This is a genomic window from Sphingomonas lycopersici (assembly GCF_026130605.1).
Lineage (GTDB): Bacteria > Pseudomonadota > Alphaproteobacteria > Sphingomonadales > Sphingomonadaceae > Sphingomonas > Sphingomonas lycopersici.
Genome location: NZ_JANFAU010000006.1, coordinates 41,228 through 54,599, shown reverse-complemented (window position 1 = coordinate 54,599; position 13,372 = coordinate 41,228). Strand labels below are relative to the sequence as shown.

The following is a 13,372-nucleotide window of genomic DNA, read 5'->3' as shown; positions in this document are numbered from 1 at the left end:
CGGAACCAGTGCCGGCGCGGACGCGCGATCCACACGGATTTTGTGATCAATACCGGCTTTCAACAGCCCCGCTACTTAAGTCTTCATCTGCCGCGCACCTGTGGGGCGCGGTCCGTTACTACGGCCGCCTGCGCGCTTTTACGGCGTTACGCGCCTTGTCGCTGGCCACGGCGAATGGCGAGATTGCATTGGCTTCCGGATCATAATAGCGGTCGATCCGGTTACGAATGCGCGATTGCACGCGGTTCTGAATGCGGTTGTCGACCCGCGCCATCGCCTCGATACCGATGACGCCCTGCTCTTTCGTCTGACGCTTGCCCACCTCGCCGACCGCTGAATTTGCAACGCGGCCGGCGGTAACTTTCTGCGCCATGGCAGGCGTCGTGGTCAGCAAAAATACTGCCAACGCTATATTGCACATCCGCATCACCACGCCCCCGTCACTGTGCCGGCGCAAGCTGCACGCGATCGATCTGGCCGCTCGATCCAGCAATTAAGTCCGACGGGCGTACAACCAACACCAGATATTGTGTCACACACCCGGTCGGCACCCTGATCCGGCCGGCGAAATAGGCGCCTGTCTGCGCCGAATTGGCGATCTCGACGCGGCCCAGTTCCCGCCCGTCGACGCAGGTCAACTGCCAATAGGGTCGCGCGTCACTGGGCTGCTCGATGTTCGAGCTGTGCCCCTCAAGCAAATAATCTCCAGGCGGCAATAGTTGCATCTGCCGCAAAACCGCCCCCCCCACGCTGGGAGGCGCAGAGAAATCGAACACACCACCCTTGTCGCCGCGCTGAATAGAAGCCGAGATGCCAGCATCGCCGATCACGTTCCAATCCAGCGGGGAAGGGGAATCGAATTGGGCAGTGAAACGCGAATCGCGCGATCGGCGGCGATTCGCGCCTGGCCGGAGGGATGCGTAATAAGTCCATGCCTCATCGTAAAAGTCGCCCCGGAGCAAGGCATTCACCAAAGCCACCTTCGCGTTGCTCGGCACCGCCACCCCGATGCGTCTCAGTCCACTTAACAGGCTGAAAGTGGTCCGAGGGTCGGGGCTGTTCACGGCGGCATATTCGATAAATGATGCCGTCCAGGCCGGCTTTGTGGCCAATGTTCGCATCAACGCCTCGCGGATCGCGGGATCCGCAATCGCACTCGCAAGCACCGGAAACAACAGGTCCGGTCCATACTCGGAAGTTCGCAGAGTGATATCATATTGCCGCAGCGCGTCGGCAACGTCACCCCGCGCCACCGCATCTTCGATCGCCCAGAGCTGCGTGCGCAGGTCGCGCCGCGACAGCAGTTGCGCGTAAGCGAAGATACGGCGGGCCCGCGCCGTTTCGCCGCGGATCTGCGCGTCAATCCCAAGGGTCGCCAACGCTGGAACCGCTGTCGGGTCTTGGCGTAGGGCCAACGACGCCAGCCGATCAGCCTCCGCGCGGTCCGTCGCCGTCGCTTCTGGATTGGAAAGCTTTTCCGAGAGAAGCGCGGTGATCCGCCCGTCGCCCGGAGCAAGCTGGTGCGCCAGCTCCGGCATGATGCCGCGCTCTGAATAGGCCAGCGACTGTTTGAGCGACGACACGCCCGCCAGCATAGCGACCAGCGCCAACGCAATCCGGACAATCCACTCGCCGGCTGGGCGCCGTGGCAGCGTGCCGGCACGCCATCTCATCCGCCGCGCGCCGCCTTGTTGGTCTTGCCATCGCGACCATAGCCATAGCCATATTCATAGCCATAACCATAATGCGCCTTACGCGCTTCGAACTTGGTGAGGACACCACCGACGATATGTGCGCTGGCGCTGACAAGCCGACCCAGCGCAGTTCTGACCAGGCTCGATCGGATACCATGCGACTCCACCGCATAGATCACGCCCTCGACACGCGCGGCGATCAATGGCGCGTCAGCGAGCCCCATAACCGGCGGAGAATCGATCACAACATGATCATAGATCTCCAACAACCGTTCGATCAGCAACGCCAAGCGATTGCCGGTTAGCAGCTCGGCAGCGTTGGGCGGAATCGGTCCGGCCGACATGGCGGTAAAGCCGAGATCGCTCATCGTGAAGATCAGCGTCTCAATATTGTCTTCGCCCGACAGGAAGTTGCTTAGCCCGCGCTCGTGATCGACGCCGCCCAGGTGGTGCACAGAGGGTGAACGCATGTCGCCATCGACCAAGATCACCTTGCGCTGCGCGCGCGCAAGCGTGGTGGCAAGCGCCAGCGAGGTGGTCGATTTGCCTTCTGCCGGCCGCGTGGAGGTAACTGCTAGCGAGCGCGGCACACCATGTTCGGTCGTAAACGCGAGGTTGGTCTGTACCGCCAGATATGCGTCGAAAAGATCCGACTTGCGATCCAGCAGCGCTTCTTTGGGTGTTACGCCCTCCACCCTCGGCACCGATCCGAGCAACGGCAAACCAAGGCGCCGTTCGACTTCGCCCGGATCTGCGATCGCCTCGTCAATCTGCTCGAGCGCAAAGGCCGCGAGCGTCCCCAAACCGAGACCCGCCAATAACGAGATTGCGAGATTGAGCAGCAGGCGTGGGCTGGACGGCTTTTGCGGAGCATCTGCCGGATCGACAACAGATATGTTGTTGACTCCTACGCCACCTGCGACGCCGATCTCCTTGAAGCGCTGAAGCAGGCCATCATAAAGCGCGCGATTGGTATCCACCTCCTGCTGGTAGATGTTATACTGGATACTGCGCCGCCGCAGGTCGAGATAGTTCGCCTTGAGCTTCTCGACCTTATCCTGAAGGGCGCGCTCGCGCTCCCGCGCTTCGCGATAATCCGCCTGTAGCGACCCCGATACGCGTCCTTCCTCGCGGGCGATGGAACGATCGAGTTGGTCGATCTGCGACTGGATCGATTTGGCCGCAGGATATTCCGGCTCGAACTGCGTCATTAGCCGCTGATAGTCGGCCGCGAGTTCTGCGCGCTTCTGCCGCAAATAATTTATCGCCTGGTTGCGGAGCGCCTCGGTCGAAGCACCGGCTTTCCCGGCCTGCTCGTAACGCGCTTCCGCTTGGATGCGGTCGGCCGTAGCCTGTGACAATGCCAGATTGAGCGCCGCAAGATCGTCCGCGACGATCGGTCGTTCGGCCGTCGTCTTGCCGTCGCCGCCCGGCTGCGCCGGAAGGTTGATGATTTTTTGGGTCGACGCATAAGACACGAGCTGGCGCTGAGATTCATCCAGCTTGTCCTTCAACTGCGCGAGCTGCCGTTGGAGCAGGTTGCGGCCATAAGATGTCGCCTGAATCTTTCGCTCCAGATTGGTCTGGATAAAATTTTCCGCCCAGGCATTCGCTACCTTTGCGGAAAATTCCGGATCCGGGCTGGTGAACTCGATGTCTACAAGGCGCGAGAGGCGGGTGGGGGCTACATTGAGATATTTGATCAGGACTTCCCCGGCAGCCCGCAGCCTCGCGTTGTGCCCAGACGTAACATAGCGACCATTCACAATGGTGAATTCGGGTTTATTCCTTGAGACTCCGAATTTTTCAAAAAATTTCGGATCATCAATGAGCCGTAACTGCGACGCCACTCGCTCCGACAAGGCACGCGAGCGCAGCAGTCCATATTGGGTTTGATAAAATTCCTGATCCGCAACACTTGTGTCCCGCTCGACTCCCTGAAAGTCGGTGATTTTGCTTGATTCGCGGGCGATCTCGATCGTCACTGCTGCCGTATATTTCGGCTTCATTAACAACGTGGCAATCAAGCCTAGAAGAACGCACGCAACTGTCGCGCCGAGAATAACATAACGCCAGCGCATCACGATGCGCAGATACTGGCGGATTATCGGCACGCTGGTGCCGGCCGCTGGCTCCGCCAGCAAGCGGCCTCCAGCGCCCCCCTCCCCTACGTCATGCAAACGGGTTCCGATCAAGTTCATGCAGTCGAACCTCAGCGCACAAGTGCGATAAGCGGCGCCGCGAGCAACGGCGACAACGAGACGAGATCGCGGAACATACGGCGCTGCGGGGAATCTCCGACAACGACGACGTCATTGGCGTAGATGGCGGGATCCTCATAAACGCCGCGCCGGATCGCGCCAAGGTTATAGAGGGCGGCCATCCTACGATTATTTACCGTGCGCAGGATGACAACATCATCCTGCCGGCCGTATTCTGAAAGCCCTTTGGCCGACGCTATCACTCGCATCAACGTCATCTGATTGGTCACCGGATAGAGCCCAGGCTCGGCGACCTGCCCGTCCACCGTGACGACCTGGCTAACTGAATTCTTGATATTGACCGTTACTTCCGGATTACGGACGAAGCGCCCCCGTAACGCAGCCTCGATGGCGCGCGCCAGTTCCTCGGCGGTTTTGCCGCGCGCATCGACCGTTCCCGCGAGCGGCATTGAGATGCGGCCGCTTGCATCCACCTGCACTTCGCGGCTCAGGTCGGGAACGTTAAAGACATCGACCTGAATGGTGTCGAGTGGGCCGATCAACGACGGTCGGTCGGCCGCCGTCAGATCGTTGCGATCCGGCGCGGGCAATTCTACGCTATCCTTAACTACCGTCAAATGCGGGGTGGATTCGAGGTGCGGCTTGCCTGCGCACCCCGATAAAACCATCGCAAGGAGAAGGGACGTGCGGATTTTATGCATGCGCTCGGGAAGCTTCCGGGAAAATGGCGAGGTGCAAGCCTATAGATGCTGCTTCCCCGGGGGTAAAGTTACCACAGACGCCTTCTTGGGAGTGCCGGCCAGCCACACGCTAGCCAATACCACCACCGCCATGATCATCGGCGTCCGCGCGGGATAATCAAACATGCTGGCAATCAAGACGAGGAGCAGCACTGCCGACCCGAGCCCCGCAAGACCAGGTTGCAGGCCTTCGGCGCGCCACACACGTATGCTCGTGAACCCCCACCACATCAACGCTCCCGTAAGCAGCAGCAGCCCCGGCAGCCCTGTGTCAAGCACGATTTCCACGAAGTCGTTGTGGGCATGGTTGAAATAGGTCGGCACAAGCAGTGCGAATGGCTCGTGCATCCGGAATAAGGGATCGAAACTGCCTGCCCCCGTACCAGCTGGAAAATATGTCCGCACCATTGTCGAAACGACCGGCAAGCTGCGGACACGCATGTCTTGCCCTTGGTCTACCAGAAATAGGCGGTCGATCGATGCCGCTCGGTCGGTAACGGCACTAATCAGAACGAGGATCGCAATACTCGCTCCGATCCCCACGACGGCCGCTGGGAGCACCCAACGCGGATAGCGCCGTAGCTCCCGCGCAAGGCCCCGCCTAGCGAGAAGAAGGCCCATCACCAGCGCCAAAACACCAAGCAACAGACCCGCGCGCGATCCGCTTGCCAACAGCGTCAGTACGAACAAGGGCACAAGACCAAGCGCAATCAGCCCACGCCATCGCGGACGGCGCCCGTCGAGAAAAGCCCATACTGGTGAAACCACGCAGCCGATGGCAAGGAAGAGCGCAAAATGATTCCGGTTGGCAAATGTGCCGCTGACCTGCCCGGGCGTATCGTTGATGAAGGGGTTGTCGAACCAGCCGCCGGAGAATTGTAGCAATCCGATAAGCATCGATAAAACGATCATAACGAGCAACGCCCCAGGCAACCTGCAGCGCTCTTCCCAAGTGCTCGCGCCGATAAGGATTAAGACAACGAGTGGTACGATCAGCGATGACGCGGCGTTGACCGTCGCTCCCGGTACGATCGTCCACGGCCGCCATGGCTGCGGCTGACCGATGAGCCTAGCGGCCTCGACGAATACAGCCCTTCCTGGCAGCGCCATCCATATCATCGGCGGTAGCGGCACCAACTGCAACAGCACGAGCGCAACGGCAGCAAATAGGAAGCCCGATACCGCCTTCATTTCGCCCAGCGCGGGCCGACGGCCCAAAAGAATCACGGCTACTAGCAGAAACCAAGCACCTCCTCTCACCGCGATCTGCCCTGCCGCATCGGCGCGCGATGCCCCCCCGCAGAGCCACAGGATACCCAACAGCACAAGCAGCAACGCAAATGGCAAGCTCGGCATCGCATACGATCGAACGCGAGAAGGCATAGGCATGGCGCTATGATCTAGCCGGCGAGGTTTATCCAGCACAATTGACATAAACGAGGCTCCTAGCTCCATACGCCAATGCGCAGCGATCGCTCCGCTCGATCAGAAAATCCGGCCTCAGATTGCCACACCCTTCGAAAACCTTTATCCGGGCGACCTCTTACCGTTGCCCCCGGAAAAGGCTCGCCATTAGTATGATCAAGTTCGGTGTCGTTGGCTGCGGACGCATTGCGAAACGGCATCTTGATCTTTTGGGAGGCAAGCAAATCGGCGGTGCGGAGCTGGTCGCGATCTGCGACAATAACCCGAACCGGCTTGAACTCGCCCGCCAGCGTCACAACGTCACCGCTTACGACAGCCTCGAGGCGATGTTGGCGGATTCTGCTATCGACGCCGTCACGGTTCTGACGCCGAGCGGTATGCACGCTGAGCATGCTATCGCCGCGGCCAACGCGGGAAAGCACGTCATTGTAGAAAAACCGATGGCTCTCCGCCTTGAAGACGCCGACGCAATGATCGCGGCCTGTGATCGTGCGCGGGTGAAACTGTTCGTGGTCAAACAGAACCGCCTCAACGTCCCCGTGGTAAAGGCACGTGAGGCGCTTGATGCCGGACGCTTCGGCAAGCTCGTGCTCGGCACGGTACGCGTGCGCTGGAGGCGCGACCAAAGTTATTACGACCAGGATAGCTGGCGCGGCACATGGGCGCAGGACGGCGGCGTCCTTTCCAATCAGGCCAGCCATCACGTCGATCTGCTCGAATATTTTATGGGCGACGTCGTCTCCGTTCACGCCCGCGCTTCCCGGACGCTGGTCGATATAGAGGCCGAGGATACCGCGATCGCGACGCTGCAATTCGCTAATGGAGCGCTCGGCATCATTGAGGCGACCAACGCAGCGCGACCGCGCGACCTTGAGGGCTCGCTATCCGTATTGGGCGAAGGCGGCACGGTTGTGATCGGCGGCTTCGCGGTCAATAAGATGGTGACGTGGGAATTCGCCGAACCACAACCTGGCGACGACCAGGTTCTCGACAGGTTTTCAGTAAACCCGCCCAACGTCTATGGCTATGGCCACCAAGCCTATTACGAGCATGTCGTCGATTGCTTGCAGCATGATACCGCAGCGCTAGTCGATGGGCTGGAGGGGCGTCGCAGCCTCGAACTGATTACCGCGCTTTACGAATCGATTGAAACGGGCAAAGAAGTGCCGCTCCGTTTCCGTTCACGGCATTCGCGCCTCGGCGGCTGAATATGGGTGAGATCAAGCGCCACCTGGCGGGCGTGCGCGATGTTACCGCCGGCCACGGCGTAACCATCGTCGAGCCGACCAATCTTTACGAATGCACGCTCGATGACGATGTATTCGTCGGGCCGTTCTGCGAGGTGCAGAAGGGCGTCGTCATCGGCGCGCGCACGCGGGTACAAAGCCACAGCTTCGTATGTGAGCTGGTCGCGATCGGCAGGGATTGTTTCGTTGGACACGGCGTGATGTTCGTCAACGACCGCTTCGCCGATGGCGGTCCGGCGCGCGGAGACACAACGAAATGGGAGGCAACCAGAATCGGCGATCGGGTATCGATCGGATCGAACGCCACGATCATGCCGGTGACGATATGCGACGACGTGGTGATCGGCGCCGGATCGGTCGTTACAAAGCCAATTGCTGAACCCGGTATCTACGCCGGTAACCCCGCCAGGTTGTTACGCCGTTTCAGTTGACCCCTTTTCGAGAGGTTTCATGTCCATTCCGTTCGTCGATCTGCACGCCCAATATCTCTCGCTCAAGGATGAGATCGATGCCGCGATCGCGCGCACCATCGCCAACAGCAGCTTCGTGCGCGGTCCCGACGTAGAATCGTTCGAGGCCGAGTATTCCTCGCTGATGGACATAAAGCACACGATTTCGTGCGCCAATGGCACCGATGCGCTCTACATTGCAATGAAAGCACTGGGGGTGAAGCCGGGCGACGAGGTCATCACCACCGCGCAAAGCTGGATTTCGACGTCAGAAACGATCGGTCAACACGGCGCAACCCCGATATTTGTCGACGTTGATCCCGTCACCTCGACGATCGACGTCGCGAAAATCGCGGAGAGGATCACCTCCCGCACCGTCGGCATCATCCCTGTCCACTTATATGGTCAGATGGCCGACATGCCCGCGATCATGAATCTCGCCGGCAAGCATGGACTGTGGGTAATCGAAGATTGCGCACAGGCGCATCTCGCGACGATCGACGGGCGCAAGGCCGGCCAGTTCGGGACGATTACCACCTGGTCCTTCTACCCGGGCAAGAATCTCGGCGCGATGGGTGACGCCGGCGCAATCACGACGAACGATGATGCACTCGCCCGACATATGGCATGCTTCGCCCGCCACGGCGGACTGGTGAAGGGCGACCACGAGATGGAGGGTATCAATTCACGCCTCGACGGTCTCCAGGCGGCGATCCTGCGAGTCAAACTCCCACACCTCTCGCGCTGGACGCGAGAGCGCCGCGCAATAGCCAAGCGCTATGACGCGCTGCTTGCCGATATCCCCGGTATCGCAACGCCGACCGAGGTCGCGGGGCGCGAGCACGTCTATCACCTCTATGTCATAGAAGCCGACAATCGCGACGCTCTGGCCGCAGCGCTCAAAGACCGCGGAATCCCAACCGTCATCAACTACAAGCGCGCGCTGCCCTTCCTCCCGGCTTATGCCCATCTCCGGCATACGCCAGCGGATTTCCCCGTCGCGCATCGGTTACAGGGCCGCATTCTATCCCTCCCGATCTTCGCTGAACTCAACGAGGAGCAGCAGGATGCGATAGTCGCGGCGGTCCGGGCTGTCGCGACAGCGTGACCGCAGGAGCCGTCGTGCCCCTTTCGCCCCGCAGACGCTCGATATTCCGAGACTTGATGACCGTCATGTCGGGAACCGCGAGCGCGCAGGCGGTCGGGCTGCTAATCCTTCCCGTGCTCGCCCGTGCATTCGCTCCGGCGGCGTTCGGGGTTTTCCAGCTATACTTGTCGCTCCTCGTCTTCTGCACGGTCGCAATTGCCCTGCGCATCGAACTTACGCTGCTCTCCAAGCCAGATGACGAGGCGCATCAGACCGCGTCGACCCTGTTGGGATTGGTGCTGGTCGTCGGGCTTATCCTGTCGTCTTTGCTGGCTTTGTATACGATGATCGTACCGGGACTCGGGTTTCCGATTGTCTTTCTCGGGCTCGGGCTGATCGGAAACGGCTTCTCGCAGGTCGCCTCGTACAAGCTTATTCGTGACCAGCATTTCTCACGCCTCGCCTTACTCAAGGTCAGTCAGGTGTTGGTCTACGCGCTGGTCGCCCTCGCGATCGCGGCGGTGCGCCCCACGCTATGGGGCATCATTATCGCCGATGTCGCCGGCCGGCTGGTGTCCGGCACACTCGCGGTTCAGGCGATAAGGCGCAGCGGGCCCGTGTTGAGCAGGATGACGCGAATCGGCAATCTGGCACCCTTCGTTCGTCGCCACTGGGAACTCGCGGTCATCTCACTGCCGGGGGCTTTGGCCAATTCGGCCGGCGCCATGATGACGCCGTTCATGATCTTCCATGTCTTCGGCGCCGCTGCCGCGGGCCAGTATGGATTGGTCGACCGGGCAATGGGGGTGCCGGTCGCGATGCTCGTCAATGCCGGAAGCCAAGTATTCGCGGGCCGAGTGACAGAGCAGATCCGCGTTGGCAACCGCGTGGGCGTGAGGCGTATGTTGCTCCGGGTGGTAGCCGCGGGTTCGATCCTGTGCGGTTTGGGTGCCGCTATCGGTTATGCCGTGATCCCTTTTGCCTTCGCACTCGCCTTTGGCCATAGCTGGGCGCAGGCGATCGATTTGGCGCGCGTCTTGGTCTTCAGCTACGCGATCGCGCTCGTCGCGGGCGTCATCAACCAAACGCTCGTCTCACTTGGGGCCTTTCGATTGCAATCGGCCTGGGATATGGGCTGGCCCATCTGTATCGGCGCCGGCTGGCTGATCGTCCTGGGATGGCAACTTGATCTCCATGCCGCAGTGACGCTGCATGCGTTGGCGGTAGGCGGGCTGGGGCTGGTTTTCGTGCTGCTATGTGTCTTCAGCCTGCGCGGCGACGAAGGATTCATACAGCCGGGGAGTGTGTGAGCGCGTGTGCGGGATAGCCGGCATTATCGACCGATCGGACCGCGTCGACGAAGGGTTGCTCGCACAGCTGGGCGCAGCCCTATCGCATCGCGGGCCAGATGGGCAGCAAATCTGGCTTTCTGATAACCGTCTTTGCGGGCTCGTTCACACGCGGTTGGCCATCATCGACGTCGAAGCCAGGTCGAACCAACCGTTCGTCAGTGACGACGGGCGGTACACGATTGTCTTCAACGGCGAAATTTTCAATTTTCTTGAATTGCGTGTTGAGCTCGAGGCGATGGGCATTCGCTTTCGTACCGAAAGCGATACCGAGGTCCTGCTGCAGAGCTATGTCACCTGGGGCCGCGCAATGCTCCCGAAGCTCAACGGCATGTGGGCACTGGCGATCCGCGACAACGTCAGCGGCGATGTGTTTTTCGCCCGAGATCGCTTCGGAATCAAACCGCTGCTCTATGCCCACCAGGGCGCACGTTTCGCTTTCGCCTCGGAGATGCGTGCGCTGCTGCAACTTGCCTGGGTCGACGCCTCACCGGCACCGGAAGTAGCCCGGCGCCTGCTGTTCGATCCGTTCGGGATAGAGGGATCGGAATATACGCTGCACGCGGGAATCCGGCGATTACCGGGCGGACATTGCGCAACCCTGGCCGACGGACGCTTCGCTGTTTCACGTTGGTGGAAAACCGCAGACGAATTCGCAACGGGCATCCCTTTAACGCTCGACGAAGCGGCGACACGCTTCCGCGAGACCTTCCTGGACGCCACCCGGCTGAGAATGCGGAGTGACGTCGCGATCGGCACCTGTTTGTCGGGTGGCTTCGATTCTACCGCCGTCGTCTCATCGATGGCACATATCGCCGCTCTTGGCGGCGCGCATCGACGCGAGAGCAGCGATTGGCGCCATGCCTTCATCGCCACCTTCCGCGGTCAACCTCATGATGAGATGCAGGAAGCAACCGAAGCGGCACATCATGCCGGCGTTACACCTCACTTCTTCGATCTAGGAGGGGACGACGGCGCGGAGCTTGCCGATACCGTGCTCGGTGCGCTCGACGACGTCTATATCAGCCTGCCGGCTGCGCCTTGGCGCATCTATCACGAAGTGCGCCGCAGCGGCGTGCGTGTTACACTCGACGGGCACGGGGCCGACGAAATGATCGGCGGCTATCGCCAGCGCGGTCGATCACTGGCGTTCATTCTACGCAATCTGATCGGCGACCAAGCGACTAGCAATAGCGCACGGACATGGGTGAGCGATACGGCCAAACTCGCCGCACTGCGGCTCGACCGCAGCTATTTTTTGCGCGAGCCGCGCGCCGCACCGCCCGAGCGAATGCCGATTGCGAGCTACAACGATCAATTGCCGGACTATTATTCAGGACTGGACCGTCGCCTTTACGCGATGTTTCACGGCAGCGTGCTCCCGACGATCCTCCGCAACTTCGACCGCCTCTCCATGGCGCATGGCGTCGAGGTGCGAATGCCCTTTATGGACTGGCGGCTCGTAACCGACACGATGGCGCTGCCGGCGACGATGAAGGCTAACGCCACCCATTCCAAGTTGGTCGCACGCGAAGCGATGATCGGCATCATGCCCGATTCGATCCGTCGCGCGACTCGCAAGGTCGGATTCAACTCGCAGATGCCGGCCTGGCTCAACGGCTCGCTGGGCGATTGGGCGAACCGCATACTCGCGACGCCGCACGCGGCCTTCGACATGATCGTCGACCGCCCGGCTTTGCGCACGCGTATCGCGGCATTGACCGCGCGCCGCGGCTGGGATTGGACCTCGGTCGGTCGCCTCTGGCCCTATATCAATCTTAAATGGTATCTCGACCACCGATGCCCTTGACCGCTGCGCACCCCGCTGACCCCGAAAATGGAGCACGGCCCGCCGGGGCTTGGCTGGCCGGCGCCCTTGTCCGCTATGGCCTGACGTTAATTTACTGCTTTGCTTTGTGCTATGCCTATGACGTCCTCTCACGCTGGTGGAGCTATTTCGGCTTCACCTACCTGCTGAACGACGATTCATTGCGTATCGGCGCCTGCTTGGTCGCCGCGATCCCGGCGATCCTGCTCGATGCACGGCCGCGTACGTTTGCACAGGCCGCCGCATGGTTTATCTATGCACTGGTATTCTTGCCGTGCCTGATCGTGCCGGTGATGCAATCCCCAGGAAGTACGTCGCGGTTAATTCAGATATTCAGCGCCACTTTCGTGACCTGCATCTTATTTATGCTGATCGTCCGTGGAGAGGTGCGACGTATCACCGTCCCCGCCATCCCGCCGAAGTTGTTCTGGGGGGTGGTGCTCTCCATCTGGCTGGTACTGATCCTCCTTGTCCTGTTTACTTTTGACGGATCGTTTCAGTTCGCCACCGCAGATAGCATCTACGACCAGCGATTTGCGGGTGCCGGTGTGGCGGCCAACCCTGCTGTGCGCTACGCACTTGCGATACTCTCGAGCGCAATTGATCCATTCTTAATTGGAGCTGGTCTCTATACGCGGCGTTATTGGATAACAGGCCTCGGCGCAGTCTCACAGATCATCTTATTCGGTACACTTGCAGCACGCGCAGTGCTGCTTTCACCTTTTATAGTAATTGCCGCGTATTTTCTATCCGACCGCCAAGGTAGAATGCGAGGCCATCTAATGATATCCGGCCTTGTAGTTGTTTTTATTGCAACAATCCCTCTTCTTAAACAATATAATCCCGTAGGAGGCGGACTAAATCAACTTACAACCCTCCTGTATTTGAGGACGTTACTCATTTCTGGTGCAACATATGGGGTTTATGAGCAGTTTTTTTCGATAAACCCCGCCACATACTTGTCGAACAATACGATAGTGGCGCTATTTGTTCCATATCCGTATGGTGATTTCAGCGTTGGTCAAGCTGTTTTGCAGTTTCTTGTTCCAATATCTGGACAAGACATTCCGGAGCTTAATGCGAACTTTCTCGCTACAGACGGGATTGCAGCCTTTGGCATAGCAGGTATCCCTATTGCCGGGGTAATTTCGGGCGTCGTCTTAAAATTTATGTCGCGCTTTATAGCACCCGGCCGCACGATGCTAATGGTTGCCAGCGGCACGGGCTTCCTTCTTTCGTTGGCCAACACCAGCCTTTTGACGTCGCTTGTTACCGGCGGCGGCATTTTAGTTGCGATGTTGGTTTGCGTCGCTCCTCTCGATAGGAACTAG

The 13,372-nt window shown here is 59.9% G+C and carries 11 protein-coding genes; 6 read left to right on the top strand and 5 right to left on the bottom strand.

From position 1 onward, the window contains the following. Positions 1 to 118 precede the first annotated feature (118 nt). The 5 genes from NED98_RS13245 to NED98_RS13225 all read right to left on the bottom strand — a co-directional run bounded on the left by NED98_RS13245 (position 119) and on the right by NED98_RS13225 (position 6,090). Positions 119 to 394 (bottom strand): hypothetical protein, encoded by a 276-nt coding sequence (locus NED98_RS13245; protein WP_265313335.1) that lies wholly within the window; start codon positions 392 to 394, stop codon positions 119 to 121. Between the two features lie 46 nt (positions 395 to 440). Continuing rightward, complete coding sequence (locus NED98_RS13240; RefSeq protein ID WP_265313334.1) at positions 441 to 1,610, bottom strand: hypothetical protein; 1,170 nt, start codon at positions 1,608 to 1,610, stop codon at positions 441 to 443. Positions 1,611 to 1,669: 59 nt separating this feature from the next. Further along, positions 1,670 to 3,838 carry a GumC family protein gene (locus tag NED98_RS13235; protein WP_265313333.1) on the bottom strand — a complete coding sequence of 723 codons (2,169 nt, stop codon included), beginning with the start codon at positions 3,836 to 3,838 and terminating at the stop codon, positions 1,670 to 1,672. Positions 3,839 to 3,906: 68 nt separating this feature from the next. Further along, positions 3,907 to 4,506 carry a polysaccharide biosynthesis/export family protein gene (locus NED98_RS13230; RefSeq protein ID WP_265313332.1) on the bottom strand — a complete coding sequence of 200 codons (600 nt, stop codon included), beginning with the start codon at positions 4,504 to 4,506 and terminating at the stop codon, positions 3,907 to 3,909. 150 nt (positions 4,507 to 4,656) lie between these two features. Further along, positions 4,657 to 6,090 carry an O-antigen ligase family protein gene (locus tag NED98_RS13225; RefSeq protein ID WP_265313331.1) on the bottom strand — a complete coding sequence of 478 codons (1,434 nt, stop codon included), beginning with the start codon at positions 6,088 to 6,090 and terminating at the stop codon, positions 4,657 to 4,659. Between the two features lie 143 nt (positions 6,091 to 6,233). Here NED98_RS13225 and NED98_RS13220 point away from each other — a divergent pair, with 143 nt between their 5' ends. From NED98_RS13220 to NED98_RS13195, 6 genes are read left to right on the top strand one after another with little or no spacing between them, the layout of a single operon-like run. Next, positions 6,234 to 7,289: a Gfo/Idh/MocA family protein gene (locus tag NED98_RS13220; protein WP_265313330.1), complete on the top strand. Its 1,056-nt coding sequence runs from the start codon at positions 6,234 to 6,236 to the stop codon at positions 7,287 to 7,289. A gap of 2 nt (positions 7,290 to 7,291) precedes the next feature. Continuing rightward, positions 7,292 to 7,759 (top strand): acyltransferase, encoded by a 468-nt coding sequence (locus NED98_RS13215; protein WP_265313329.1) that lies wholly within the window; start codon positions 7,292 to 7,294, stop codon positions 7,757 to 7,759. 19 nt (positions 7,760 to 7,778) lie between these two features. Beyond that, entirely contained in the window at positions 7,779 to 8,885 is a 1,107-nt protein-coding gene (locus NED98_RS13210; RefSeq protein ID WP_265313328.1) for a DegT/DnrJ/EryC1/StrS family aminotransferase, read from the top strand. A gap of 56 nt (positions 8,886 to 8,941) precedes the next feature. Further along, positions 8,942 to 10,174, top strand: coding sequence for a lipopolysaccharide biosynthesis protein (locus tag NED98_RS13205; protein ID WP_265313327.1), 1,233 nt, complete (start codon positions 8,942 to 8,944; stop codon positions 10,172 to 10,174). After that, complete coding sequence (gene asnB / locus NED98_RS13200; RefSeq protein WP_349293263.1) at positions 10,122 to 12,023, top strand: asparagine synthase (glutamine-hydrolyzing); 1,902 nt, start codon at positions 10,122 to 10,124, stop codon at positions 12,021 to 12,023. The genes NED98_RS13205 and asnB overlap by 53 nt, the downstream gene beginning before the upstream one ends. Then, positions 12,020 to 13,372 carry a hypothetical protein gene (locus NED98_RS13195; RefSeq protein ID WP_265313325.1) on the top strand — a complete coding sequence of 451 codons (1,353 nt, stop codon included), beginning with the start codon at positions 12,020 to 12,022 and terminating at the stop codon, positions 13,370 to 13,372. The genes asnB and NED98_RS13195 overlap by 4 nt, the downstream gene beginning before the upstream one ends.